This is a genomic window from Phaeovulum molybdatiresistens (assembly GCF_023544865.1).
In the GTDB taxonomy this organism is placed as follows: domain Bacteria; phylum Pseudomonadota; class Alphaproteobacteria; order Rhodobacterales; family Rhodobacteraceae; genus Pontitalea.
Genome location: NZ_JAMJFX010000007.1, coordinates 22,418 through 47,727, shown reverse-complemented (window position 1 = coordinate 47,727; position 25,310 = coordinate 22,418). Strand labels below are relative to the sequence as shown.

Below are 25,310 nucleotides of genomic sequence, written 5' to 3'. Positions count from 1 at the left end.
CTCAACCCTCCGCCACGGGCGGCAGCCCCAGGATCGCGCGTTTTTCCGCCTGCGTCAGAAAGGTCGCCTCGCCGACCCGCTTCCACTGCGCCTCGCGTTCGGCCGCCAGCGCCGGGATCTGGTCGGGATCGGGCCGCAGCTCGACCCCCTGGCCCAAATGCGCCGACAACCACCACGCCACCGCCGCCGTCACCCGCGTCGCCAGCGGCAGCACCGTCAGCCGGTAAAACGCCCGATGCGCCTCGGCGTAATTGGCATAGGTCGCGTCCCCCGGAATCCCCAACAGCATCGGCGGCACGCCAAAGGCCACCGCGATGTCCCGCGCCGCCGCCACCTTGGTCTGGTGAAACTCCATGTCCGAGGGGCTGAACCCCATCGGCTTCCAGTCCAGCCCCCCTTCCAGCAGCATCGGCCGCCCGGCATTGCGCGCGCCCTGATGATGCGTCTCCATCTCAAAGACCAACCGGTCATATTGCTCGGGCGACAGCGTGCCCTGCCCATCCGCGCCGCGATAGATGATCGCGCCACTGGGGCGCGCGGCATTGTCCAGCAGCGCCTTTGACCAGGCACTGGCGCTGTTGTGCACATCCATCGCCACCGCCGCCGCCTGCATCGGCGACAGGCCGTAATGGTCATCCTGCGGATGGAAGCTGCGGATGTGGCAGATCGGATCGGGATGGCCCGTCATGTCAAACCGATGCCGGCGCCCGCCCACCGTATAGTCATAAGCCACCGGCCAACCGTCCGCGCCCGGCACGATGCTGACCCGGTCGGCGCGCAGCACATGCAATTCGCGCGGCAGGCCCGGCACGGGCGCGACCGCCTCCAGATAGCCATTGCCCGACAGCAGCAACTGGCCATACAGCGCCTCGAACAGTTCGGCCCGCCCCTGGCCCGCATTGGGCCGCCGGATCAAATCCAGCATCGGATGCTGGTCATAGCGCCGCTCGGCATCCTGGCACAAAAGCGGCACCGCCGCCGCCGCCTCGGCGATCAGCTTGACACAGCGAAACCCGATCGGGTTGCCGGTAAAGCCGTTGCGCGTCAGGCTGGCGGTGTCGCGCGCGCTCCAGACGACGCGGCCCGCCCCATGCGCCAGCGCCACCACCCGCCCCGTGGCCGAGGCTTTCTGCTCGGGCGCGCCCGCCCCCTCGGCGCCGCCCGCGCCCCCCTTGCGAAAGAATTGCATCACCATCCCGATCTCCTCGTAGCACCGCGGCCCCCGGGGCCCGGGCATGAAAAAAGGGCCGGAAACCCGACCCTTCACGTGAACCCTGCTGTCGCGCCTAAAGCCTGCGCACCTGCGGGCGGCGCCAATGCGCGGCGGGCTCGATGATCAGCTCATGCAGCGCCCAGACCAGCGCATCCACCCGGTCGGGCGATCCGCGCCCGGCATAGCCCTGCACCGTCATGCGGCACATCTGATCCTCCAGCGCGCCCAGACGCGCCGACCGCAGATGCTTGACCCGGCCCTGTTCATACAGCGCCGCCACCGGCTCGGCCCGCAGCCCCTTGCCCCGGCCCGCCCGCAGCGCGCGAAACGGCACCAGCGGGTCGATCTGCCGGATCACGCTTTCCACCAGATCACCGCCCTGATTGACCTCGGCCACCAGCCGCTCGGCGCCATATTTCTCCATCACCGCAATCGCCGCGCGCGCCCAGTCCGTGGGCCGCCCCCGGACCGAGGCATCCTCAAGCACAAACGCGCGCCAATCCTGCGCCGGGCCCCGCGTCACCGCCCCCACGACCACGATCCCGCATTCATCCGACCCGGCATGACCACTGACCGCCGGGTCCAGCGCCACCACCACCCGGTCCAGATCGGGCGCGCGGTCCACCCGGGCCGCCTCCAGCGCGGCGGTGGTCCACAGCGCGCCCTCGACATCCTCCAGCAGCACCCCCTCCAGCTCTTGCCGGCCCAGCCGCGTGCCGGCATAGCGCGCCTGCACCTCCTCCAGGAAAGACGCCGCCAGATAGGCCCGGTTCGCCTCGGTCGGCGCATGCGCCACCACCGTCGAGGGGTTCTTCAGGATCGCCTTCAGCACCCCCACATTGCGCGGCGTCGTGGTGATGACCTGCTGCGGATGATCGCCCAGCCGCAGCGCGAACTGCAGCATGTCCCAGGTCTCCTCGGCCTTCTTCCACTTGGCCAACTCATCGACCCAGGCCGCATCGAATTGCGGCCCCCGCAGCGCCTCAGGCTCATGCGCGGAAAACGCCTGTGCCGTCGCGCCATTGGGCCAGATCAGCCGGCGCCGCCCCGCCTCCCACTCGGGGCGCCGGTCGGGCGGCGAACAGGCCAGGATGCCGCTGTCGCCAAACACCATCACATCGCGCACCTGGTCGAAGGTTTCCCCCACCAGCGCCACGCGCCGCGCCTGGCCGGGGTCGGTGGGGCCCGCGCCTTCCACCTGCGCGCGCACCCATTCCGCCCCGGCCCGGGTCTTGCCCGCACCGCGCCCGCCCATGATCACCCAGCTTTTCCAGGCCCCCTCGGGGGGCAACTGATGCGGCAGCGCCCAGAATTCAAAGATCCACGGCAGGGCCAGAAGCGCATTGTCCCCCAGCCCGTCCAGAAAGCCGTCAACCTCCTGCGGCGTCGCGCAGGCAAGCCAGGCGGCGCCCGATCTCATCGCGCGCCGCGTCGAAGTCGAGCGCATGGTCGCGGACGCATCCGGCAACCTGTTTGCGAAGTTTCTCAACCCTGGTCCTTTCATCCATCACCATCTGGAAGGCCGCGCGCAGGTCCTTGACCGCCTGCATGGCGGCCTTGGCCTCGCCGATCTCACCCCGCCGGACCCGGTCCATGGCGGCCGCAAGCTCGGCGGCGATCTCCCGATACAGAACTTCCGTCTCCGCCAGCAAATCCGCCGGAGCCGCTTCCTCGTCCGAGAAAGTCATTTTCATATGTGCTGGTCCCGCCTCTCATGCCTGTTCCGCACGAGCGAAATGAAAAAGCGGCGCCGGGTTTCCCCGTGCCGCTTGCCCACTTCTCCTAGCATGTCATATTTCTACCTTAAGGCGTTCTCTAAGTCAAGCTTTAAATTCAAGGTTGCACCGCGCGCCCCGAAAAAACCCGGGGCCAAACCCCGGGTTTTTCAACGTTATCAATTGTCTGCCGGCGCTTCCTGCTGTTGCTGCGCCTCGATCTCGCGCCAGCGCGCGACGTTGCGGTTGTGCTCATCCAGCGTCACCGCGAACGCATGCCCGCCCGTGCCATCGGCCACAAAGAACAGATATTCGGTCTGATCCGGGTTCAGCGCCGCCTCGATCGCGGCCCGGCCCGGGTTGGCGATCGGCGTCGGCGGCAGCCCCTCGATGATATAGGTGTTGTAGGGTGTCGCCCGGTCCAACTCGCTGCGGCGCAGGCCGCGCCCCAGCACGCCCTTGCCCTCTGTCACGCCATAAATCACCGTCGGGTCCGTCTGCAGCCGCATCCCCCGTTCCAGCCGGTTCACAAAAACGCTGGCCACCTGGCGGCGTTCATCCGCCACGCCGGTTTCCTTTTCCACGATCGAGGCCATTGTCAGCGCCTGTTCCGGCGTCTGATAGGGTAGCCCCTCGGCCCGCGCCGCCCAGGCCGTGTCCAGGATAACTGCCTGACGCCGCTGCATTTCCGCCAACAGCGCCGCACGTTCCGACCCGCGCGCCACCTCATAGCTGTCGGGCGCCAGGCTGCCCTCGGCCGGGATTTCCGCCACATCGCCGGTCAGGAAATCAGCCCGCTTCAGCGCCTCGACCACCTGCCAGCTGGTCGCCCCCTCGGCCAGCGTCACCCGCAGCCGGGTGTCGGGCTTGCCCGCAACATCAATGAATTCCGCCGGCGCCGCTTCCGCCGCAGGATCGAACTTCACCTTCTCGACATAGCGCCCCGTCGCCGGGTCCAGCTCGCGCAGGATCACGTCATTGGCATTGACGCCGATGCGAAAGTTCACCTCGGTCCCGCAGGTTGACGGGCCGCCCGCCGTGATCTGATCGACGATCTCGGACATCGAGGCCCCGGGCCGGATCAGATAGGACCCGAACTTCAGATCATCCGCCTTGCCCGCATAATCCGCCCCCGCCCGGAAGATATAGCCCGACCGGATCGCGCCCTGCGCCACCAGATCATCGGACACGGCCGAGAAACTGGCCCCCCGCCCGACCTGCAGGCAAACCGCCTGCGCCAGTGGTCCGGGGTCCTGATACTGCTTCTTCGCCCAGGCGACAGCCCCGCCCACGGCGATCAGCACCACCACCAGAACCGTCAGAAAGTTCGAAACGATGTGCCGCCACATCAGCCGCGAACCTTGCCCAGCACCAGGCTGGCATTCGTCCCGCCAAAGCCGAAGCTGTTGGACAGCGCCACGTCGATCTTGCGCTTGACCGCCTTCAGCGGCGCCAGATCCAGCTTGGCCTCGACCGCCGGGTTGTCCAGGTTCAGCGTCGGCGGCGCGATCTGGTCGCGGATCGCCAGCACGCAGAATATCGCCTCGACCGCGCCCGCCGCACCCAGCAGATGCCCGATGCTCGACTTGGTGGACGACATCGTGGCCGTGGCCGCGGCATTGCCCATCAGCCGCTCAACCGCGCCCAGTTCAATCGTGTCGGCCATGGTGCTGGTGCCATGCGCGTTGATGTAATCGATCTCCGAAGGCGTGATCCCGGCGCGCGCAATCGCCGCGCTCATGCTGCGGAAGCCGCCATCGCCATCCTCGGACGGTGCGGTGATGTGATAGGCATCGCCCGACAGGCCATAGCCCAGAACCTCGGCGTAAATCTTGGCCCCGCGCGCCTTGGCGTGTTCATATTCCTCCAGCACGACCACGCCCGCGCCCTCGCCCATCACAAACCCGTCGCGGTCCGCGTCATAGGGCCGGCTGGCCGCCGTCGGATCATCGGCCCGCTTGGTCGACAGCGCCTTGCAGGCGTTGAACCCCGCAATCCCGATTTCCGAAATCGGGCTTTCCGCGCCCCCCGCCAGCATCACATCGGCATCGCCCAGCATGATCAGCCGGGCCGCATCGCCAATCGCATGCGCGCCTGTGGAACAGGCCGTCACCACCGCATGGTTCGGCCCCTTGAAGCCATAGCGGATGCTGACCTGACCCGAGATCAGGTTGATCAGCGCGCCCGGAATGAAGAAGGGGCTGACGCGCTTGGGGCCCTTTTCCTTGATCAGCACCGCCGTTTCCGCAATCGTGCTCAGCCCGCCGATGCCGGACCCGATCATCACGCCCGTGCGCAGACGGCTTTCCTCATCCTGCGGCATCCAGCCCGCATCGCGCACCGCCTGATCGGCCGCCGCCATGCCATAAAGGATGAAATCATCGACCTTGCGGCGCTCTTTCGGCTCCATCCAGTCGTCGGGGTTGAAGGTGCCATCGCTGCCATCCCCAAACGGGATCTCGCAGGCGTATTTCGTCACCACATTGCTGGCGTCAAAGCGCGTGATCGGGCCCGCGCCCGATTGCCCGGCCAGCAGCCGCGACCAGGTTTCCTCGACACCGCAAGCCAGCGGCGTGACCATTCCCAACCCCGTGACGACAACCCGACGCATGCCCGACCTCTCCGGTTAACCCTCTGTCCGCGCGTTGATACACGCGCCCGGCCCACCGCGCAACAGATCGGGGCAACAGATCGGGGCCCAGATCAGGCACCCGGCCAAAGCCCGCCTCAGCCCACCGTGCCCAGCGGATAATCGGCCAGCGCCTGATGCACCGGCGCCCCCTTGCCCAGGATCGAGCGGAAAAGCGTGAAATGATCCACCGCAAACGGCACCAGATGCGCATCGGCATGGGCCGACAGGAACCGCCCCAGCCGGTCGCGCTCCACCCCGTCCAGCCGGCGGCCGAACCGCGCCAGCGTCACATGCGGGCGAAACCGCACCCGCCCCAGATCCAGCCCCGCGCCACGCAGCGCCGCCATCACCTTGCGATGCAACGCCTCCAGCGCCGGATTGGGCCGCGCGCCCAGATAGACCACATGCGGCGCATCCCCGCCAAAGGTGTCGATCCCGGCCAGTTCCAGATCGAATCCCGGCGCGCGCAGCGCCTGCAGCGCCTCATCCACCGCCACCATCGCGCTGTCGCTCTGCTCGCCCAGAAAGGCCAGCGTCAGATGCAGATTGTCGGCCTCGACGTGGCGGCCCGCGCGCAAATGCTCCTGCACGGCGACGATCTGGTCAATCACCGCCTCGGGCAGTTCGATGGCCACGAAAGCCCGCATCACGCCCCCCAATCTGCCACCCTACCGCCCGCACCCTGCCAAAGCCGCGCGCCTTCGGGAACCCCAAAATGAAAACGGCGCCCCAAGGGGCGCCGCAAGCTCCGATCGGCAAGCGATCAGACGGCTTCCGAGATGAACTTCACCGCATCGCCAAAGGTCTGGATGGTCTCGGCGGCGTCATCGGGGATCTCGATGCCGAACTCTTCCTCGAAGGCCATGACCAGTTCCACGGTATCCAGGCTGTCGGCGCCCAGATCGTCGATGAAGGACGCGGTCTCGGTGACCTTGTCTTCTTCCACGCCCAGATGCTCCACGACGATCTTCTTCACGCGATCAGCGATGTCGCTCATGTTCATTCCTCAAATTCGAGGGCCGCAGCCCTGTCACTTCCTTGCTCGTTCCGAGCGGCTCAAGCGCCCCGCTTGCGCAAGGCAGCCGAAGGATCGCCCCCCGGCAAGTCCCGCCGCTAATAGCACAGTCATGCCCCAAGGCAAGCCGTTTCGCAAGCGGCGGGCGGTGGCTCAGACCATGGTCATTCCGCCGTTCACATGCAGTGTCGCGCCGGTCACATAACCTGCCTCGGGGCTGGCCAGATACAGCACCGCGGCGGCGATTTCGGCCGGCGTGCCCATGCGCCCGGCGGGGATCTGCGTGGCAATCCGCGCCTTCTGCTCCTCGTTCAGCTTGTCGGTCATGGCGGTGGCGATAAAGCCGGGGGCCACGCAGTTCACGGTGATGCCGCGGCTGGCCACCTCTTGCGCCAGGCTTTTCGACATGCCCACCAGCCCCGCCTTGGCCGCGGCATAATTGCCCTGCCCCGGGTTGCCGGTCTGCCCCACGATCGAGGTGATGTTGACGATCCGCCCCCAGCGCGCCTTCATCATGCCGCGCAAGACCCCGCGCATCAGCCGGAAACTTGAGGTCAGGTTGACATCGATCACCGACTGCCAGTCCTCATCCGACATCCGCATGAACAGATTGTCGCGGGTGATGCCGGCATTGTTGACCAGAATGTCCAAGGCTCCCATCGCCTCGGCGGCCGCCTTCGGCAGGCCTTCGACCGAGGCCGCGTCCGACAGGTTCGCCACCACCACATGCGCGCGGCTGCCCAACTCTTCGGCCAAGGCGCGCAACGGCGCCTCACGCGTCCCCGACAGGGTAACAGTCGCCCCCGCCCCATGCAGCGCCCGCGCGATCTCGCCCCCGATTCCGCCCGAGGCCCCGGTGACCAGCGCGCATTTTCCCGTCAGATCAAACATGATGTCCCCCGTTCGATGGCTTGCGCGCCTCATACCAGCGCACGCGCCCCTTGACTACAGATTTGCCCAAGCCCGGCCCCGCGGGGCCTGCCTTCGGCTTTGTCCAAATATCCCGCGGGGGTCCGGGGGCGCGAAGCCCCCGGCGCCCAGCCACGGGCAAACCCTCAGCCCTTCAGCGCCGCAATATCCTCGGGCGTGCCGACGGCCTTGCACTCGGCCTCGCGCGCGATACGCCGGATCATGCCCGACAGCGCCTTGCCCGCGCCGATTTCCCAGAACTCGGTCACGCCCTGGCCCACCATCCAGGCCACCGATTCCCGCCAGCGCACGGACCCGGTGACCTGTTCCACCAGCAACTTGCGGATCAGCTCGGGGTCGCTCACCGCCTCGGCGCGCACATTGGCCACCAGCGGCACGGCGGGTGCGGCAATCGCCACATCGGCCAGCGCCGCGGCCATCGCATCGGCGGCAGGCTGCATCAGCGCACAATGGAAGGGGGCCGACACCGGCAGCATCACCGCGCGCTTGGCACCGCGACCCTTGGCAATCTCGACCGCGCGTTCCACGGCGGCCTTGTGACCCGACACCACCACCTGCGCGGGGTCGTTGTCATTGGCGGCCTGACAGACCTCGCCCTGCGCGGCCTCGGCCGCGACCGCGGTGGCGGTTTCGAAATCCAGCCCCAGAAGGGCGGCCATCGCCCCCACGCCCACCGGCACCGCCGATTGCATCGCCTGCCCGCGCAGACGCAAAAGCCGCGCGGTATCGGACAGGGTCAGCGCGCCCGCGGCACACAGCGCGGAATATTCGCCAAGGGAATGCCCCGCGACAAAGGCCCCATCCGTCACCGTGAAACCTTCCGCCTCCAGCGCGCGCAGCGCCGCGATCGAGGTCGCCATCAGCGCGGGCTGGGCATTGGCGGTCAGCGTCAGTTCCGCCGCATCCCCGTCCCAGATCAGCGCGGACAGCTTTTCCCCCAGCGCCGCGTCCACCTCGTCAAACACCGCGCGCGCGGTGGGATAGGCCTCGGCCAGGGCGCGGCCCATGCCGATGGCCTGCGCGCCCTGCCCCGGAAATACGAATGCCCTGCTCATGCGATCCTCCTCTGGCCCTGATCGGCCTGCACCAGATTTGCCCCGGTCTAGCGAACCTGCCCCCCCGGCACAACATCCCAGGCGCGCGATGGCCCGCACAAGTTCACCCGGCGCCCGCGCAGGGCGCCGCCCTGTCGCACAGAACCTGTGCACCTGCGGCGATGGGCGGCGCGCCCGCGCGCGTCTAGGTTGCGCCTGAAAACGTCTTCATACCGGACCCGAAATCCCATGCTGTCCAACACCCAACAAAGCTATGGCGGCATCGCGCGCGCCTTTCACTGGCTGACCGCGCTGCTGATCGCCACGGCCATCGCCCTTGGGCTTTACGGCGCCAGCCTACCCACCGGATCGGATGCGCAGGCCGCCGCCGCGATCCGCGTCTTTTCGCTGCACAAGACCATCGGCATCGCGGCATTTGGCGTGGCGCTGGCCCGCATCCTCTGGGCGCTGACGCAACCCCGCCCGGCCGCGCTGCATCCCGACCGGCGGCTGGAAACCACCCTGGCCGAGGTCGTGCATTGGGCGCTTTACGGCGCGATGCTGGTGATGCCCGCCTCGGGCTGGGTGCATCACGCGGCCCAGGCGGGCTATGCGCCGATCCTGTGGCCGCTGGGCCAAGGCCTGCCCTTCGTGCCGCAATCGGCGGGGCTGGCCCATGCCGCGGGGCTGATCCATGCCAGCGCGGCCTGGGTGCTGTATGCCGCGATCGGGCTGCATGTCGCGGGCGCGCTGAAACATGCGCTGATCGACCGCGATGCGACGTTGGCGCGGATGCTGCGGGGCGTGGCCGCGGGCCAGCCCGGGCGCCATCGCGCCGCATGGCTGACCCCGCTGGCGGCGCTGGCGCTTTGGGCCGGGGTGATCGCCGCCCCGGTGCTGACCGCCGCCCCCGCGGATCAGACCGCCGCCGCCCCCGCGCCGATGCCGCAAACCGCCCAGCCCGGCAGCTGGGCCGTGGCCGAGGGCACGCTGGATTTCACCCTGCGCCAGATGGGCGCGGCCGTCACCGGCAGCCTACCGCGCTGGACCGCCTCGATCGACTTTGACCCCGCCACCGGCGCGGGTCAGGTCACCGTGACCATCGACACCACCGCCCTTGCCCTGGGCGCCGTCAGCGATCAGGCCAAAGGCGCGGAATTCTTTGACACCGCCACCCATCCTAACGCGGTCTTTGCCGCGACCATCGCCCCCATAACGGCACCCCATGATGCCGCGGACCATGATACCGCGGACGGGGCGACCCATCTGGCCAGCGGCACGCTGACGCTGCGCGGGGTCAGTATGCCCGTGACGCTGCCCTTCCAGCTGACGGTGGCGGGCGACAGCGCCGAGATGCAGGGCCGCGTCACGCTGGACCGGCGCGATTTCGGCATGGGCGCCAGCTATCCAGATGAGGCCACCGTGGGCTTTGCCGTCGAGGTGGCGATCGGCCTGCGCGCGACCCGCACCGCGCCCGCAACCGGCAGCGGTCCGGCGATGTGATCGGGGCGCAGGCACAACGGCGCGCTGCATCCATCACCGCAGCATCGCGCCACATATCATTGATATCATTGAAAAGGCCGCCAGGGCTTCCCCTGGCGGCCGGAACTTCTTACGCACCAAGACAGGCACACTCGTTACACACCGCCCGATCACTCGGCCTTGACGGCCTCGATCGAGATCTGGATGGCGACTTCGTCGCTGATATAGGGGGCGAACATGCCCAGATTGAAATCCGACCGCAGCACCGAGGTGGTGGCCGAGAAGCCCGCCCAGGGCTTGTTTTCCATCGGGTGCTGACCCGCCTGGTTCAGCACGGCGTCCAGCACGACCGGCTTGGTCACGCCATTGATCGTCAGATCGCCGGTGATCAGCGCGGTCTTTTCGCCCGTCACCTCAATCGCGGTCGAGGTGAAGCTGACCATTTCGGCGTCATCGGCGCCGAAGAAGTCGGGCGACATGAAATGTTCGTCGCGCGCGGTCCAGCCGGTGATCATCGACTTGGCCGGGAAGGACACGCTGACCGACGAGGCGGCCGGGTCTTCCTGATCGAACTGGATCGTGCCTTCGAACCCCGAGAACATGCCCGTGGTGGTGGAAAAGCCCAGGTGGTTATAGCTGAACACGATCTGGCTGTGGCTCGGGTCCAGGACATATTGTTCCGGCGCGGCCAGCGCGGCGGTGGACAGGCCAAAGGCCAGACCGGCAGCAAGAAAAACGGATTTCATCACAGAGACTCCTATTCGGATGAATGGTGGCCGGTGGAACATGCGCCCGCTATACACGACCCGCAATTCTGCACGCGCAAACAAAGTCTGTTCACGCCTGCGCAGAAGGGCGCGCCTTTCCCGCGATGCGCACAATTCGCGGCCTCCCGCCGCTTGCCGATTGCGCCGCGCCGCCCATCCCGCTAAGGGGGCTGCGATCCGCCGCAGGCCAAGCGCCGCGGCCCAACCCGTCACAGGACAGCCGGCCCCGTGCGCAACCAGACCCCGCCCGATACCGCCGCCGATCGCGCCCCAGATCGCGCGCCCGATCGCGCCGCCGATCGCGCCTCTGTCAGCGTTGCGGATCTGGTCCGCGACGGGCTGGTGCGCGCCGATCACTCTGCGGCGCTGGACCCGATCGCGGCGCAGTTCCGCATCCGCCTGACGCCGGACATGCGCGCCGCCATCGCCACCGATCCCGGCACCGATCCGGTGGCCGCGCAATTCGTCCCCGACCCGCGCGAGGCGCTGATCCGCCCCGAGGAACTGACCGATCCGATCGGCGATCACGCCCACAGCCCGGTGCCGGGGCTGACGCATCGCTATCCCGACCGGGTGATCGTGCATGTCACCCAAAGCTGCGAGGTCTATTGCCGGTTCTGCTTCCGCCGCGAAACCGTGGGCAGCGACGGCCCCCTGCCCGCGCAGGATCTGGATGCGGTCATGGCCTATCTGGCGGCAACGCCGGACATCTTTGAGGTGATCCTGACCGGGGGCGACCCGCTTAGCCTGTCGGCGCGGCGCATCGGCGACATTCTGGCCCGGCTGGCGGACATCCCGCATATCGGGGCGGTGCGCTTTCATACCCGCGTGCCGGTGGTGGCGCCGGGGCGGATCACGCCTACGCTGATCGCGGCGCTGAAGGTGCGCCCGGCGGTCAGCATGGTGATCCACACCAACCACGCGCGCGAACTGACGCCCGCGGCCTGCGCGGCGCTGGCGCGGCTGGCGGATGCGGGGGTGCCGCTGATGTCACAAACGGTGCTGTTGCGCGGCGTGAATGCCGATGCCGACACGCTGGCCGATCTGTTCCGCATGCTGGTGCGCAACCGGGTCAAGCCCTATTACCTGCACCATTGCGATCTGGCGCGCGGCACCGGACATTTCCGCACCACGATTGCCGAGGGTCAGGCGATCATGGCGGCGCTGCGGGGCCGCATCTCGGGGCTGGCGATGCCGACCTATGTGCTGGATATCCCCGGCGGCTTTGGCAAGGTGCCGATCGGGCCCGGCTATCTGACCCAATCCCCGGACGGCAGCTGGCAGGTGCGCGACCCGAAAGGCGGGCTGCACCGCTATGACGATCCGGCCTGACCGCCGCACAAGGCCCGCGCGGTAAAGAAAAAGGGCGCCCGAAGGCGCCCTTTCGTGGTCATGCAATCCCTTAGCAGGAATAATACATCGCATATTCAACCGGATGCGGGGTGTGTTCATAGGCATAGACCTCTTCCCACTTCAGCCCGATATAAGCTTCCAGCTGATCGCGGGTGAAGACATCGCCCGCCAGCAGGAAGTCCATGTCCTTTTCCAGCTCTTCCAGCGCTTCGCGCAGGCTGCCGCAGACGGTCGGGATTTCGGCCAGTTCCTCGGGCGGCAGGTCATACAGATCCTTGTCCGAGGCCGGGCCCGGGTCGATCTTGTTGCGGATGCCGTCCAGACCGGCCATCAGCAGCGCGGCAAAGGCCAGGTAGGGGTTGGCTGCCGGATCGGGGAAACGGGCCTCGACGCGCTTGGCCTTGGGCGATTCGGTCCACGGGATCCGGACACAGCCCGACCGGTTGCGGGCCGAAAAGGCGCGCAGCACCGGGGCCTCAAAGCCCGGGATCAGGCGCTTGTAGCTGTTGGTGGACGGGTTGGTCAGCGCGTTCAGCGCCTTGGCATGCTTCAGGATGCCGCCGATGAACCACAGCGCCTCCTGGCTGAGATCGGCATATTTGTCGCCCGCGAACAGCGGCTTGCCATCCTTCCAGATCGACATGTTCACATGCATGCCCGACCCGTTGTCGCCCTTCATCGGCTTGGGCATGAAGGTGACCGACTTGCCATAGGCATGGGCCACGTTGTGGATGACGTATTTGTATTTCTGGATGTTGTCGGCCTGTTCGGTCAGCCCGCCAAAGATCAGGCCCAGTTCGTGCTGGCCGGTGGCGACCTCATGGTGGTGCTTGTCCACCTTCATGCCCATGCGCTTCATCGTGGACAGCATTTCGGACCGCAGATCCTGGCCCGCGTCGATCGGGTTGACCGGGAAATAGCCGCCCTTCAGCGGGGCACGGTGGCCCTGGTTGCCCATTTCGTATTCGGTATCGGTGTTCCAGGCCGCATCGACCGCGTCGATCTGATAGGCCACCTTCTGCGGGGTGACGGAATAGCGCACGTCGTCAAAGACGAAGAATTCAGCCTCGGGGCCGAAATAGGCCGTATCGCCGATGCCGGTCGATTTCAGATAGGCCTCGGCCTTCAGCGCGGTGCCGCGCGGGTCGCGGGCATAGGGCTCGCCGGTGTCGGGCTCGACTACGTTGCAATGTACGCACAGCGTCTTTTCGGCGTAGAACGGATCGATATAGACCGAAGCCGGATCCAGCATCAGCTTCATGTCGGACTGGTCGATCGACTTCCAGCCCGCGATGGACGAGCCGTCGAACATGAAGCCTTCTTCAAAGAAGTCCTCATCGACCAGATCCACATCCAGCGTCACGTGTTGCAGTTTGCCCTTGGGATCGGTGAAGCGCACATCGACATAGGCGATGTCTTCATCCTTGATCAGCTGGAGCACATCCTTGATCTTGCTCATGGTCTACCCTTTCATCAGAGCATGGGGGTCGGGCCGCGGCCCAAGAGTTCACAGCGCCGGGTTCGCGGCGCGGATTTCACAGTGCATCGTCGCCGGTTTCGCCGGTGCGGATGCGGATCGCCTGTTCGACGGGCGACACAAAGATCTTGCCATCGCCGATCTTTTCGGTCCGTGCCGCCGCGACGATCGCCTCGATCGCGGGTTCGACCAGATCGTCGGGCAGGACCATCTCGATCTTCACCTTGGGCAGGAAGTCGACAACATATTCCGCCCCGCGATATAGCTCGGTATGGCCCTTCTGACGGCCGAAGCCCTTGACCTCGATCACCGAAAGGCCCTGAATCCCGGCCTCTTGCAGCGCTTCTTTCACCTCATCGAGTTTGAAGGGCTTGATGATCGCCTCAACCTTTTTCATCGGTCGACTCCGTCTGACTTCCGTTCTGTCCCCAGTCACCACTTTCCCCGCCCCCCGGCAATCGGTTAGCCTTGTCGCATCGGGCCGGGCTGCGGGAATCCCGCCACAATGATTAAAATTTGTGCATGTTGCACGAAAATCGGGCGGAAATTGAAATCCGGGGGCGGCAAAATGGCTGAATTTCTGACCATCGCCCAATTCTGCGCCATCGCCCCCGATTCCGGGCATCGGACCGCCCGCCGTCCGAAACGCCCCCGCCCGGGCGCCGTTCACCAAATCCTCAGGACAAGGGGGTATGGCCATGGTGACCGACATTTGCCGCCCCTGACGGAGGTTTCATGCCCCACCCGATCACGCTGAGCGACCAGATGCGCCAGGCCCTGACCAAGGCCGAGGCGCAGCACAAATACGACCACGGCCATGCGCTGATCCTGTCGGGGGGGGCCGGCAAGGGCGGGGCGGCGCGGCTGGCGGCGCGGGCGGCGCTGCGTGTGGGGGCGGGGCTGGTGACGCTGGCCTGCCCGCCCCGCGCGCTGGATGAAAACGCGGCGCAACTGACGGCGGTGATGCTGACCGCCCTGCCCGATTCCTTTTCGCTGCGCGGTCTGCTGCAAGACCGGCGGCTGACGGCGCTGCTGCTGGGGCCCGGGCTGGGCCTGGCGCGCGCGCAGGAAATGGTGCCCGCCGCGCTTTGGGGCGCGCGACCCACGGTGCTGGATGCCGATGCGCTGACGGCCTTTGAGGACGACCCCGGCCATCTGTTCACGCTGCTGCACCCCGACGTGGTTCTGACCCCGCATCTGGGCGAATTCGCGCGGCTTTTCCCCGATCTGGCCGCGCCGCTGCCGGGGGCGGGGCTTGACGCGCGCGTCGGGGCCACTGCGGCGGCGGCGGATCGGACGGGCTGCACGGTGCTGCTGAAAGGCGCGCAAACGGTGATCGCGGCCCCCGGCGTGGAACCGTCGGTGCATGACGCCACCGGCGCGCGCGCGGCGCCCTGGCTTGCCACCGCCGGGTCGGGCGATGTGCTGGCGGGGCTGATCGCGGGGCTTCTTGCCCGCGGCCTACAAACCGTGGCGGCGGCCAGCACCGCAACCTGGCTACATGCCGAGGCCGCGCGCCGTTTTGGCCCCGGCCTGATCGCCGAGGATCTGCCCGAACAGATCCCGGGCCTGTTCCGCGACCTGGGGCTGTAGCACCGCCCACTGCCCGCTGGCCCACGCGCTGAAAACCGGGGCCACAGGTGCAAATTACCCCTCGCACCCGCCGCAAGCACTTGCTAGAAGGCGGGCAGTGCGGGTGTGGCGAAACTGGTAGACGCACCAGATTTAGGTTCTGGCGCCGCAAGGCGTGGGGGTTCAAGTCCCTCCACCCGCACCATCACCCCCAGCATCATCCCCAGCCCCGCCACCGATCACGCGTTGCACGCGGGTGTCAGCGGCCGCGCTTACGGGCAGGCGGCGACATATTCGCGGCCATAGGCATCGCGGTAGACACACTGCTTGCCATCCTGCGTGCGCCCGATGTAATCGCCCGCGATCGCGCCCAGCGTGCCGCCGATGGCAGCCCCCGCCCAGCGGTCGTCATCATCGGCCACCGCCGCGCCCACCACGGCCCCCGTGGCCGCCCCCGCCAGGGCCGACTGGGCCGGGTCTTCGCAGGCGGCAAGCAGACCCAGCGCGGGAAGAAGGAACAGGAAACGGGTCATCAGATCTCTCCTTGTTGTGAAGGTAGCGCCCCGGGGGCGTCACGGGCCCATAACGCGCCAGCCCCCGATCCGGTTCCCAGCCGCGCCGAATGCGCGGCCCGGCCCCGTTTTCGCCTTGCCACCAAAGCCCGCGCCCAATAGAAGGGCGGCTGATTTTGCACGATGCCGCGTGAGGCGGCCCAAGACACAGAGGAATGCCAATGCAGGTCACCGAGACCCTCAACGAAGGCCTCAAGCGCGGCTACACGATCACCGTCACCGCCGCCGAGCTGGACGAGAAAGTCACCGCGAAACTCATCGAGGCGCAGCCCGAGGTCGAGATCAAGGGCTTCCGCAAGGGCAAGGTGCCGCTGCCGATGCTGCGCAAGCAATTCGGCGCCCGCGTTCTGGGCGATGCGATGCAGGAAGCCGTCGATGGCGCGATGAACGATCATTTCGAAAAGTCCGGCGACCGCCCCGCGATGCAGCCGAAGATCGAAATGGAAAACGGCGAAAGCTGGAAAGAAGGCATGGATGTCGTGGTCAACGTCTCGTATGAGAAGCTGCCCGAGATCCCGGAAATCGACCTCAAGGGCCTGAAGCTGGAACGCCTGACCGTGAAGGCCGAAGAAGCCGCGGTCACCGAGGCGCTGGAAAACCTGGCCAAGAACGCCCAGAATTTCGAAGACCGCAAGAAGGGCACCAAGGCCAAGGACGGCGATCAGGTCGTGATCGACTTTGAAGGCTTTGTCGACGGTGAAGCCTTCGAAGGCGGCAAGGGCGAGGATTATCCGCTGGTGCTGGGTTCGGGCTCGTTCATCCCGGGCTTCGAAGAGCAGCTGGTCGGCGCCAAGGCCGAGGAAGAGGTTGAGGTCAAGGTCACCTTCCCCGAACAGTATGGCGCGCAGCATCTGGCCGGCAAGGACGCCGTGTTCAAGTGCACGGTCAAGGCGGTGAAGGCCCCAAAACCGGCCGAACTCGACGATGAACTGGCCAAGCGCTATGGCGCCGAGGATCTGGCCGCGCTGAAGGCGCAGATCGCCGAACGTCTGGAAGCCGAATACAAAGGCGCCGCCCGCGCGGTGATGAAGCGCGCGCTGCTGGATCAGCTGGATGCCCAGGTGAAATTCGATCTGCCCCCCAGCCTGGTCGAGGCCGAGGCCGCCCAGATCGCCCACCAGCTGTGGCACGAGGAAAACCCCGAGGTTCACGACCATAACCACGGGTCGATCGAGCCGACGGATGAGCACAAGAAACTGGCCGAACGCCGCGTGCGTCTGGGCCTGTTGCTGGCCGAAGTCGGCCGCAAGGAAAAGGTCGAGGTGACCGACGCCGAAATGACCCAGGCCGTGCTGAACCAGGCGCGCCAGTATCCGGGCCAGGAACGCGCCTTCTTCGAATTCGTGCAGCAGAACGCCCAGATGCAACAGCAGCTGCGCGCGCCGATCTTCGAAGACAAGGTGGTGGATTTCATCGTCTCGGGCGCCGAAGTTTCGGACAAGGAAGTCTCGAAGGACGATCTGCAAAAAGCGATCGAAGCGCTGGACGAACTCTGATCCCACGCGCCTTATCCAGGCATCGGGCCGCGCCTTCGGGCGCGGCCTTTTTCATGCGCGCGGTCGCCCGCCGCCCCGGCCGATCGGCGCAAATTGGCGCAGCCTTGCCGCAAGCCGTCCGCGGCCAATTTCGCGGTTGAGTTGCAATTGAAAACCTGATGAAAGGCTGCCAGTATCAAGAACCCACGGCACGGTTGCCGTGTGCGAATACCAGTATTTCAGGGTGATCCTATGATGGACGATCAGAATTTCAGCACCAAACGCTTCGAAAGCGTAGCGCGTTTGCGAGAGCTGCTGTTCGGTCTTGAGCGCGATCTGGGGATCGACACCCTGTCGCAAAACGAACTCGACATCCTGTATGCGGTGCGTTTGCTGGCGGTCGACAGCGACGGCGTCATCCGGTCCGAGGCGATCCGCAAGCATTCGCTCTGCGCCAAGATCCCGACGCCGACCTTTCACCGCGGCCTGCGGTCACTGATCGACAAAGGCTTTGTCGCGCGCGCGCCGAAAACCCGCGCCCGCGCCTATGTTCTGGGCCCGCGCGCAGGCACCAGTCACGCCTGATCGCGCCCCCGCCCCGGGGCCAGCAGGCGCCTTTCGTTCGCACGAAACAGCGCCAGCAACAGGAACAGGCTGACGACAATGCCCAGCACATTGCCCAGAACAAGGCCCAGCATCACCTGAAGCTGCGCCGGGAACAGCTGTGATCCGGCCATCGCCACAAGGGCCAGCGCGTTCATCAGCGCCGCGATCAGGCCCGCCAGAACCAGCCCGCGCCAGTTCATCGCCCGCCGCCTCGGCACGGTCGGCGCCCCGCGCCCCATGCACAGCAGCTGAAAGGTCAGCGGTGACGCGACATTCACCGCCAGATAGACCACCGCCGCTTGCCAACCACTGGCCGCCACCGGGTCCCAGATCAAAATGACAAGAAATGTGCCCGGCGCCAGATACAGGATGCTGGCCCAGCCGAACAGCCAGGCCGCAATCACCCGCACCGCATGGGGCAGATACAGAACGTGAAAGATCTGCCAGGTTTCGGGCACAAACAGGCGCTGCAGCGGATAAAGCACCTCGGACGTTACCGTAAAACTCAGAACAAGCGCCAACGAAAGGGCACCGGTGCGCAGCGCGTGGGTCCGGCCTGTGCTCATGTTCAACTCGGTGAGAACCTGGGGTGACGGGGTGTCCTGGCCTGCGCCAGACGACGGCTTCCTATCAGTATGAGATATGGGCAGCCCCCACAAGGCCCCCGACCCACAAACGAAAACCGCGCCCCGAAGGGCGCGGTCTGATAGCTGTGTTGGCGCGATCAGCGCTCGTCTTCGTGCTCGTTGGCAGCGCCGATTTCGTCGAACAGTTCGGCGATCTCGAATTCTGCCTGGGCCTCGGCCTCGGCGGCCAGTTCCTGGATCGACTTGCCCGACGCCTGCAGCTCGGCCTCTTCGGCCGAACGCGCGACGTTCAGCGCGATCGAGACGGTGACTTCCGGATGCAGCAAGACCGACACGGTGTGCAGACCCAGATACTTGATCGGCGCGATCAGCACGACCTGCTTGCGGTCAACGCTGAAGCCCGCGGCGGTGGCGGCATCGGCCGCGTCACGCGGCGTGACCGACCCATAAAGCGCGCCCGAATCCGAGGCGGACCGAATCACCACGAACTGCTGGCCGTCCAGCTTTTCGCCAAGTGCTTCGGCTTCCTTGCGGGTTTCCAGGTTGCGCGCTTCCAGCTGCGCCTTGCGGGTCTCGAACGACTTGATGTTCGCGTCGTTGGCGCGCAGCGCCTTGCCCTGCGGCAGCAGGAAGTTGCGGGCGTAACCGTCCTTGACGTTCACGACCTCGCCCATCTGGCCAAGCTTGGCCACACGTTCCAGAAGGATGACTTGCATGTGCCTCTCTCCTTACTTCACGGCATAGGGCAGCAGCGCAAGGAAGCGGGCGCGCTTGATCGCACGGGCCAGCTCACGCTGTTTCTTGGCCGAAACGGCGGTGATGCGGGCGGGCACGATCTTGCCCCGCTCGCTGATGTAGCGCTGCAGCAGACGCACATCCTTGTAGTCGATCTTCGGCGCATTTTCGCCCGAGAAGGGGCAGACTTTGCGGCGGCGGAAAAACGGTTTGTTCGCCATGGATTATGTCCTTTCCTTCAGGCCGGATCAGCGACGGTCGCCGCGGTCGGAACGCTCGCGGCGCTCGCCACGGTCACCCCGATCACCACGCTCGCCGCGCTCACCACGCTCGTCGCGCTTCTGCATCTGGACCGAGGGGCCCTCTTCATGCGCATCGACCTTCACGGTCAGCACACGCATCACGTCGTCATGCAGACGGGCCAGACGTTCCATTTCCTGCACCGCGGCCGAGGGCGCGTCGGTTTTCAGGAAGGCGTAATGGCCCTTGCGGTTCTTGTTGATCTTGTAGGCCATGGTCTTCACGCCCCAGTACTCGGATTCGACGACCTTGCCGCCGTTATCCGCCAGGACGGTGGAGAAATGTTCAACCAGGCCTTCGGCCTGCGCGTTGGAAAGGTCCTGACGCGCAATGAGGACATGCTCGTAAAGCGGCATGTGTGCTCCTGTCTTTGCAGGCGCGCTTCATAGGCGGGTCACCCCTTCCGCGCCCCGCCACGAGAGGCTGCGCCGGTTTCGTGAATGCGGAAGGATACTGGCTTTTAGGGGAACCGCGCCCCCCTTGCAAGGCAAATCCCCTTCGACTTTGCCCAAATATCCCGGGGGGTGAGGGCGCAGCCCGAGGTGGGGCAGCGCCCCCCTGCCCGGCCTCAGCCGCGCGTGTAATCCGAGGTCATCGCATAATCCTTGCGCGGCCCGGTCACGGCCCAATCCGCCCGCCAATCGGGCCAGCGCGCGAAATCATAGCGCACGCGGTAATCGTCGGGGTCGCAGCGGTGGTGCGCCTGCGGATCAGCGGGGTCGAAATCGTGAAACGCCCGCCCGTCAGCGTAATCCACCGCGATCCGCCCGCCCGCATCGCGCCACAGATAGTCCCGCTCGGCCCGCAGCGTGCCCTCGCCCGGGATCACCAGCACGCCCGCCTCGCGATAGCGCAAACCCCCGGCGACCGGCGCAAAGACCGCCTCGCCCTGAAACCGCATCGTCTGGCCATCCGCCTGCCGGATCATCCGCACCAGCCGCCAGCGCCCCTCGAAATCCGCCAATGCCGGCACCATCGGCGCCCCCTTTTCCTTGCCCCAGTCCCCCACGCAGTCTATTAGCCCGCCAACCCCGCCACAACCGAAAGGCCCGCCGATGATCCCGCGCTATGCCCGCCCCGAAATGGTCGCCATCTGGTCGCCCGAGACCAAGTTCAAGATCTGGTATGAGATCGAGGCCCATGCCTGTGACGCGCAGGCCGAACTGGGCGTGATCCCCAAGGCCAATGCCGAAGCCGTCTGGCGCGCCAAGGATGTGGAATTCGACGTCGCCCGCATCGATGAGATCGAGGCCGTCACCAAGCACGACGTGATCGCCTTCCTGACGCATCTGGCCGAACACATCGGGTCCGAGGATGCGCGCTTTGTCCATCAGGGCATGACCTCCTCGGATGTGCTGGACACCACGCTGAATATCCAGCTGGTGCGCGCCGCCGACATCCTTCTGGCCGATATGGACAAGGTTCTGGCCGCGCTGAAAAAGCGCGCCTATGAACACAAGGACACCATCCGCATCGGCCGCAGCCACGGCATCCACGCCGAACCGACCACGATGGGCCTGACCTTCGCGCGCTTCTATGCGGAAATGGACCGCAACAAGAACCGTCTTGAAAAGGCCCGCTGGGAAGTGGCCACCGGCGCGATTTCCGGCGCGGTCGGCACATTCGCCAACATCGACCCCGCGGTGGAAGAACATGTCTGCAAGATGCTGGGCCTGCGCCCCGAGCCGATCAGCACGCAGGTCATCCCGCGCGACCGTCACGCGATGTTCTTTGCCACGCTGGGCGTGATCGCCAGCAGCATCGAGAATATCGCCACTGAAATCCGCCACATGCAGCGCACCGAGGTGCTGGAGGCCGAAGAATTCTTCAGCCCCGGCCAGAAGGGGTCCAGCGCGATGCCGCACAAGCGCAACCCGGTGCTGACCGAAAATTTGACTGGCCTTGCCCGTCTGGTGCGGATGGCGGTGATCCCGGCGATGGAAAACGTGGCGCTTTGGCACGAACGCGACATCTCGCACAGCTCGGTTGAACGCGGCATTGCGCCTGACGCCACCATCACGCTGGATTTCGCGCTGAACCGGCTGGCCGGTGTCGTCGAAAAGCTGGTGATCTACCCTGACAACATGCTGAAAAACATGAACAAGTTCAAAGGGCTGGTGATGTCGCAGCGGGTTCTGCTGGCGCTGACCCAGGCGGGCGTGTCGCGCGAAGACAGCTATCGTCTGGTCCAGCGCAACGCGATGAAGGTCTGGGAACAGGGTGCGGATTTCAAGACCGAGCTTTTGGCCGACCCTGAGGTGACCGCCGCGCTAAGCCCTGCCGAGATCGAGGAAAAATTCGACCTTGGCTATCACACCAAACACGTCGACACGATCTTCGCCCGCGTCTTCGGCGCCTGATCGGCCCCTGCGTCTGATGGGTCACGCGACCGGCCTCACGGTCGCGTGACTTTGCGTAAACCGGGAATCGTGGTCTGCTGTAGTTCCAAGCGATCAGGGAGATCACGATGACCCGTCTTTTCTTTGCCGCCCTGCTGGCCCTTGTGCCGATGACCGCCAGCGCCAATGCCCGCTGCAGCGAAACCCACGCCGCCATGTCCTGCCCGCAAGGTCAGGTCTGGGACAGCGCCAGCAAGGCCTGTGTGCTTCAGTCCAGCTGACGTAACCGCGCCTTAACGCCTCTGTGCGAGCCTTCCCTTCGGAATGCACGACGGAGGATGTTGTGAACGCAATCGCACCGCTGAACGGTCTTGGCCAGCTATCGTCCCCGGCGGGGTCGCCCGGGCGGCCAATGGGGTCGGTCTTTGCGACCCCGCGCCTGTCGCGGCGCCAAAAGGCCGCCGTGATCGTGCGTCTGCTGATGTCGGAAGGGGCGCGGCTGCCCCTGGCCGACCTGCCCGAGGATATGCAGACCAGCCTGACCGAGGAAATCGCCGCAATGCGGATGGTCGACCGCGACACGCTGTCGTCGGTCGTCGAGGAATTCTGCCACCATCTGGAATCAGTGGGCCTGTCCTTCCCCGGCGGGCTGGATGGCGCGCTGTCGCTGCTGGATGGGCATCTGTCGGCCTCGGCGGCAAACCGGCTGCGCCGGATGGCCGGCGCAAGCGGCCGCGGCGATCCCTGGGACCGGATCTCGGGGCTTTCGGCTGATATGCTGCTGCCGATCCTGGAAGAGGAAAGCATCGAGGTGGGGGCCGTCATGCTGTCCAAGCTGTCGGTCGCCAAGGCCGCGGAACTTCTGGGGAAATTGCCGGGGGAAAAGGCGCGCCGCGTGGCCTATGCGGTGTCGCTGACCGGAAATGTCGCCCCCGAGACGGTGCAACGCATCGGCCAGGCGATCGCAGCACAACTGGATGCGATCCCGCCCAAGGCCTTCGACACCGGCCCGGTCGAACGCGTGGGCGCGATCCTGAACTATTCACCCGCCGCCACGCGCGATGCCGTGCTCAAGGGTCTGGAAGAAGACGATCAGGTCTTTGCCGATCAGGTGAAAAAGGCGATCTTCACCTTCACCAACATCCCCACCCGCATCGACCCGCGCGACATTCCCCGGATCCTGCGCGTGGTGGATCAGGCCCAACTGGTCACCGCGCTGGCCGGCGCAAAGGGGGCGGCCGATGAAAAATCGGCTGAATTCATCCTTTCCAACATGTCCCAGCGCATGGCCGCCGGCCTGCGCGACGAAATGGCCAATCTGGGCAAGGTCAAGGACAAGGACGCAGAAGAGGCGATGGCCGCGATCGTCGCCGCGATCCGGGGAATGGAGGCGGCGGGCGAGCTGTTCCTGGTGGCCGAAGACAGCGACTGACCCCTTGCGCCGGGCATAGGGATGGGCCGACTCACCCCATTTCCCCGACCCAAACTGCCTAACGATGAATGGGCCGAACAGGCGGCGGGGCGCGCGGACGCGCGCTTGCCCCGCTCACGTTATCGCCAACGGCGGGATGTTTCCGCTATCACCTTGTGCACACGGGTTTTCCCAACGCTCAGGCCATGGTATCCGGGTTCAGGAACAATGCCGCGGGCCCCGGCCCTGCAGCATCTGGCGTCGCAGAATTTGGAGAGCGCACATGACCGTCACCATCGGGATCAACGGCTTCGGCCGCATCGGCCGCTGCACCTTGGCCCATATCGCCGAAGCATCGCGCAACGACGTGCAGGTGGTCAAGATCAACGCCACCGGCCCGATTGAGACGAATGCCCATCTTCTGAAATACGACAGCGTGCATGGCCGCTTCGCCGGTCCGGTCAAGGTCAGCGGCAATACGCTGGACCTGGGCCGCGGCCCGATCGAGGTGATGTCGACCTACAACCCCGAGGAACTGAACTGGGACGGAGTCGATGTCGTGCTGGAATGCACCGGCAAGTTCAACGACCGCGACAAGGCCGCCGTGCACCTGACCCGCGGCGCGAAACGCGTGCTGGTTTCGGCCCCGGCCAAGAATGCCGACAAGACCGTGGTCTATGGCGTGAACCACCGCCAGTTGCTGCCCGAACACCTGGTCGTGTCGAACGGGTCGTGCACCACCAACTGCCTTGCGCCGCTGGCCAAGGTGCTCAACGACACGATCGGCATCGAATCGGGCATCATGACGACGGTGCATTCCTACACCGGCGACCAGCCGACGCTGGACCGCCGCCACAAGGATCTGTATCGCGCCCGCGCCGCCGCCATGTCGATGATCCCCACCTCGACCGGTGCTGCCAAGGCGATCGGCGAGGTGCTGCCCGAACTGGCCGGCAAGCTGGATGGCACCGCGCTGCGCGTGCCCACCCCGAATGTCTCGGCCGTGGACCTGACCTTCATCGCCGGCAAGTCGGTGACCAAGGACGAAGTCAACGAAATCGTGCGCGAGGCCGCCCAGGGCTACATGGGCATGGTGCTGGCCTATGACCCGGAACCCAAGGTCTCGATCGACTTCAACCACACCCCCTATTCCTCGATCTTCGCGCCCGACCAGACCAAGGTCACCGGCGGCAAGCTGGTGCGGGTGCTGGCCTGGTATGACAATGAATGGGGCTTCTCGTGCCGGATGGCCGATGTCGCCGCCGCGATGGGGCGCCTGCTGCAATAACCATGCCCAACCGCGTCGCCTTCGGCCTCGCGGCCCTGATCGTGCTGATCGCCCTTGTCGATGGCCTGGCCAACGGCGGGGGCGGTTTCCTGTTTATTGCGCGGAAATTTCTGGATCTTGTGTCTTACGTCGCCTTTTGGCGTTGACGTAACGGGGGCGCCGCCCCCGCACCCCCGAGGTATTTTCGGCAAGATGAAAGGACCCGCGGACTTCTTCAAGATGAAAAGACCCGCGGGCTTCTTCTTGGCCCAAATACTCCCGCCGGAGGCGCAGGCCCGCCAAAGGCGCGCGCCCGGGGGCGTCAGGCGTAGCGGGCCACCAGCGCGTCGCGCACGGCGGGGGTCACGAATTTCGACACATCCCCGCCCAGACGCGCGATTTCCTTGACCAGTTTCGAAGCAATCGCCTGCCGGCGCGCGTCGGCCATCAGGAACACCGTCTCGATGCTGGAATCCAGCGCGCGGTTCATGCCGACCATCTGGAATTCATATTCGAAATCCGCCACCGCCCGCAGGCCGCGGATGATGACCTGGGCGCCGACATCGCGGGCGCAATCGATCAGCAGGTTTTCGAACGGATGCACGACGATCTCACCGCCGCAGCGGGCGGTGATTTCGGCGCATTCGGCCTCAAGCATCGCCACGCGCTGGTCCAGCGGGAAAAGCGGGCCTTTGTCGCGGTTGATGGCCACGCCGATCACCAGACGATCCACCAGCGCCAGGGCGCGCTGGATGATGTCGATATGCCCAAGTGTCACCGGGTCGAAGGTTCCGGGATAGAGGCCGATGCGCATGGGGATCCTCCTGA

The 25,310-nt window shown here is 66.1% G+C and carries 29 protein-coding genes and 1 tRNA gene; 11 read left to right on the top strand and 19 right to left on the bottom strand.

Going from position 1 to position 25,310, the window contains the following annotated elements:
• Position 1 precedes the first annotated feature (1 nt).
• From MXB90_RS06950 to fabD, 9 genes are all read right to left on the bottom strand, one after another.
• Positions 2 to 1,195 carry a phage portal protein gene (locus MXB90_RS06950; protein ID WP_250042807.1) on the bottom strand — a complete coding sequence of 398 codons (1,194 nt, stop codon included), beginning with the start codon at positions 1,193 to 1,195 and terminating at the stop codon, positions 2 to 4.
• Positions 1,196 to 1,286: 91 nt separating this feature from the next.
• Positions 1,287 to 2,633 carry a DNA-packaging protein gene (locus tag MXB90_RS06945; protein ID WP_250042806.1) on the bottom strand — a complete coding sequence of 449 codons (1,347 nt, stop codon included), beginning with the start codon at positions 2,631 to 2,633 and terminating at the stop codon, positions 1,287 to 1,289.
• Positions 2,584 to 2,907 carry a hypothetical protein gene (locus tag MXB90_RS06940; protein ID WP_250042805.1) on the bottom strand — a complete coding sequence of 108 codons (324 nt, stop codon included), beginning with the start codon at positions 2,905 to 2,907 and terminating at the stop codon, positions 2,584 to 2,586. The genes MXB90_RS06945 and MXB90_RS06940 overlap by 50 nt, the downstream gene beginning before the upstream one ends.
• Positions 2,908 to 3,107: 200 nt before the next feature.
• Complete coding sequence (mltG, locus tag MXB90_RS06935; protein WP_250042804.1) at positions 3,108 to 4,277, bottom strand: endolytic transglycosylase MltG; 1,170 nt, start codon at positions 4,275 to 4,277, stop codon at positions 3,108 to 3,110.
• A complete protein-coding gene (gene fabF, locus MXB90_RS06930; RefSeq protein WP_250042803.1) occupies positions 4,277 to 5,539 on the bottom strand; it encodes a beta-ketoacyl-ACP synthase II in 1,263 nt (420 codons plus the stop codon). Before fabF ends, mltG begins: the two co-directional genes overlap by 1 nt.
• A 116-nt stretch (positions 5,540 to 5,655) precedes the next feature.
• On the bottom strand, positions 5,656 to 6,207 hold the full coding sequence (gene thpR / locus MXB90_RS06925) for an RNA 2',3'-cyclic phosphodiesterase (protein WP_250042802.1): 552 nt from the start codon (positions 6,205 to 6,207) through the stop codon (positions 5,656 to 5,658).
• 116 nt (positions 6,208 to 6,323) lie between these two features.
• Positions 6,324 to 6,557: an acyl carrier protein gene (locus MXB90_RS06920; protein ID WP_068765186.1), complete on the bottom strand. Its 234-nt coding sequence runs from the start codon at positions 6,555 to 6,557 to the stop codon at positions 6,324 to 6,326.
• Between the two features lie 171 nt (positions 6,558 to 6,728).
• Complete coding sequence (gene fabG, locus MXB90_RS06915) at positions 6,729 to 7,466, bottom strand: 3-oxoacyl-ACP reductase FabG (protein ID WP_250042801.1); 738 nt, start codon at positions 7,464 to 7,466, stop codon at positions 6,729 to 6,731.
• Positions 7,467 to 7,630: 164 nt separating this feature from the next.
• Positions 7,631 to 8,560 (bottom strand): ACP S-malonyltransferase, encoded by a 930-nt coding sequence (gene fabD, locus MXB90_RS06910; protein WP_250042799.1) that lies wholly within the window; start codon positions 8,558 to 8,560, stop codon positions 7,631 to 7,633.
• Positions 8,561 to 8,788: 228 nt separating this feature from the next.
• Here fabD and MXB90_RS06905 point away from each other — a divergent pair, with 228 nt between their 5' ends.
• A complete protein-coding gene (locus MXB90_RS06905; RefSeq protein ID WP_250042797.1) occupies positions 8,789 to 10,042 on the top strand; it encodes a cytochrome b/b6 domain-containing protein in 1,254 nt (417 codons plus the stop codon).
• A gap of 149 nt (positions 10,043 to 10,191) precedes the next feature.
• Here MXB90_RS06905 and MXB90_RS06900 read toward each other — a convergent pair whose 3' ends face one another.
• A complete protein-coding gene (locus MXB90_RS06900) occupies positions 10,192 to 10,767 on the bottom strand; it encodes a YceI family protein (protein ID WP_250042795.1) in 576 nt (191 codons plus the stop codon).
• A gap of 345 nt (positions 10,768 to 11,112) precedes the next feature.
• On the opposite strand from MXB90_RS06900, the gene MXB90_RS06895 reads away from it, so the two are divergent.
• Positions 11,113 to 12,120, top strand: coding sequence for a lysine-2,3-aminomutase-like protein (locus MXB90_RS06895; RefSeq protein ID WP_250043025.1), 1,008 nt, complete (start codon positions 11,113 to 11,115; stop codon positions 12,118 to 12,120).
• Positions 12,121 to 12,190: 70 nt separating this feature from the next.
• On the opposite strand, the gene glnA is transcribed toward MXB90_RS06895, so the two are convergent.
• Together glnA and MXB90_RS06885 are read right to left on the bottom strand one after the other, a co-directional pair.
• Positions 12,191 to 13,600 carry a type I glutamate--ammonia ligase gene (glnA, locus tag MXB90_RS06890; protein ID WP_250042793.1) on the bottom strand — a complete coding sequence of 470 codons (1,410 nt, stop codon included), beginning with the start codon at positions 13,598 to 13,600 and terminating at the stop codon, positions 12,191 to 12,193.
• Between the two features lie 76 nt (positions 13,601 to 13,676).
• Positions 13,677 to 14,015: a P-II family nitrogen regulator gene (locus tag MXB90_RS06885; protein WP_250042791.1), complete on the bottom strand. Its 339-nt coding sequence runs from the start codon at positions 14,013 to 14,015 to the stop codon at positions 13,677 to 13,679.
• 338 nt (positions 14,016 to 14,353) lie between these two features.
• Between MXB90_RS06885 and MXB90_RS06880 the strand changes: the two genes are divergently transcribed.
• Together MXB90_RS06880 and MXB90_RS06875 are read left to right on the top strand one after the other, a co-directional pair.
• Complete coding sequence (locus tag MXB90_RS06880; protein ID WP_349665900.1) at positions 14,354 to 15,211, top strand: NAD(P)H-hydrate dehydratase; 858 nt, start codon at positions 14,354 to 14,356, stop codon at positions 15,209 to 15,211.
• 99 nt (positions 15,212 to 15,310) lie between these two features.
• Positions 15,311 to 15,395 (top strand) — tRNA-Leu (locus MXB90_RS06875).
• Positions 15,396 to 15,462: 67 nt separating this feature from the next.
• Here the strand turns inward: MXB90_RS06875 and MXB90_RS06870 are convergent.
• The gene (locus MXB90_RS06870) at positions 15,463 to 15,723 is read right to left on the bottom strand and encodes a glycine zipper 2TM domain-containing protein (RefSeq protein ID WP_250042789.1); all 261 of its coding nucleotides are present in this window, start codon (positions 15,721 to 15,723) and stop codon (positions 15,463 to 15,465) included.
• Between the two features lie 200 nt (positions 15,724 to 15,923).
• Here MXB90_RS06870 and tig point away from each other — a divergent pair, with 200 nt between their 5' ends.
• A complete protein-coding gene (gene tig / locus MXB90_RS06865; RefSeq protein ID WP_250042779.1) occupies positions 15,924 to 17,258 on the top strand; it encodes a trigger factor in 1,335 nt (444 codons plus the stop codon).
• A gap of 234 nt (positions 17,259 to 17,492) precedes the next feature.
• Positions 17,493 to 17,822: a hypothetical protein gene (locus MXB90_RS06860; RefSeq protein ID WP_250042777.1), complete on the top strand. Its 330-nt coding sequence runs from the start codon at positions 17,493 to 17,495 to the stop codon at positions 17,820 to 17,822.
• On the opposite strand, the gene MXB90_RS06855 is transcribed toward MXB90_RS06860, so the two are convergent.
• The 5 genes from MXB90_RS06855 to MXB90_RS06835 form a co-directional block, all read right to left on the bottom strand.
• On the bottom strand, positions 17,813 to 18,409 hold the full coding sequence (locus MXB90_RS06855) for a hypothetical protein (RefSeq protein WP_250042774.1): 597 nt from the start codon (positions 18,407 to 18,409) through the stop codon (positions 17,813 to 17,815). The genes MXB90_RS06860 and MXB90_RS06855 overlap by 10 nt on opposite strands.
• Positions 18,410 to 18,567: 158 nt before the next feature.
• Positions 18,568 to 19,146 carry a 50S ribosomal protein L9 gene (rplI, locus tag MXB90_RS06850; protein WP_250042773.1) on the bottom strand — a complete coding sequence of 193 codons (579 nt, stop codon included), beginning with the start codon at positions 19,144 to 19,146 and terminating at the stop codon, positions 18,568 to 18,570.
• A gap of 12 nt (positions 19,147 to 19,158) precedes the next feature.
• Positions 19,159 to 19,386, bottom strand: a complete 228-nt coding sequence (rpsR, locus tag MXB90_RS06845; protein ID WP_068765176.1) for a 30S ribosomal protein S18 — start codon at positions 19,384 to 19,386, stop codon at positions 19,159 to 19,161.
• Positions 19,387 to 19,413: 27 nt separating this feature from the next.
• On the bottom strand, positions 19,414 to 19,821 hold the full coding sequence (gene rpsF / locus MXB90_RS06840; RefSeq protein WP_250042771.1) for a 30S ribosomal protein S6: 408 nt from the start codon (positions 19,819 to 19,821) through the stop codon (positions 19,414 to 19,416).
• Between the two features lie 212 nt (positions 19,822 to 20,033).
• Positions 20,034 to 20,441, bottom strand: a complete 408-nt coding sequence (locus MXB90_RS06835) for a DUF6314 family protein (protein WP_250042768.1) — start codon at positions 20,439 to 20,441, stop codon at positions 20,034 to 20,036.
• Between the two features lie 79 nt (positions 20,442 to 20,520).
• Here MXB90_RS06835 and purB point away from each other — a divergent pair, with 79 nt between their 5' ends.
• From purB to MXB90_RS06810, 5 genes are all read left to right on the top strand, one after another.
• Positions 20,521 to 21,825, top strand: coding sequence for an adenylosuccinate lyase (purB, locus tag MXB90_RS06830; RefSeq protein ID WP_250042766.1), 1,305 nt, complete (start codon positions 20,521 to 20,523; stop codon positions 21,823 to 21,825).
• Between the two features lie 107 nt (positions 21,826 to 21,932).
• Positions 21,933 to 22,085, top strand: a complete 153-nt coding sequence (locus tag MXB90_RS06825) for a hypothetical protein (RefSeq protein ID WP_250042763.1) — start codon at positions 21,933 to 21,935, stop codon at positions 22,083 to 22,085.
• A gap of 62 nt (positions 22,086 to 22,147) precedes the next feature.
• Positions 22,148 to 23,236, top strand: coding sequence for a flagellar motor switch protein FliG (locus MXB90_RS06820; protein ID WP_462982233.1), 1,089 nt, complete (start codon positions 22,148 to 22,150; stop codon positions 23,234 to 23,236).
• 262 nt (positions 23,237 to 23,498) lie between these two features.
• Positions 23,499 to 24,503 carry a type I glyceraldehyde-3-phosphate dehydrogenase gene (gene gap / locus MXB90_RS06815; protein WP_250042761.1) on the top strand — a complete coding sequence of 335 codons (1,005 nt, stop codon included), beginning with the start codon at positions 23,499 to 23,501 and terminating at the stop codon, positions 24,501 to 24,503.
• 2 nt (positions 24,504 to 24,505) lie between these two features.
• Positions 24,506 to 24,649 carry a hypothetical protein gene (locus tag MXB90_RS06810; protein ID WP_250042759.1) on the top strand — a complete coding sequence of 48 codons (144 nt, stop codon included), beginning with the start codon at positions 24,506 to 24,508 and terminating at the stop codon, positions 24,647 to 24,649.
• Positions 24,650 to 24,804: 155 nt separating this feature from the next.
• Here the strand turns inward: MXB90_RS06810 and coaD are convergent, their stop codons facing one another.
• A complete protein-coding gene (gene coaD, locus MXB90_RS06805) occupies positions 24,805 to 25,296 on the bottom strand; it encodes a pantetheine-phosphate adenylyltransferase (protein ID WP_250042757.1) in 492 nt (163 codons plus the stop codon).
• Positions 25,297 to 25,310 lie beyond the last annotated feature (14 nt).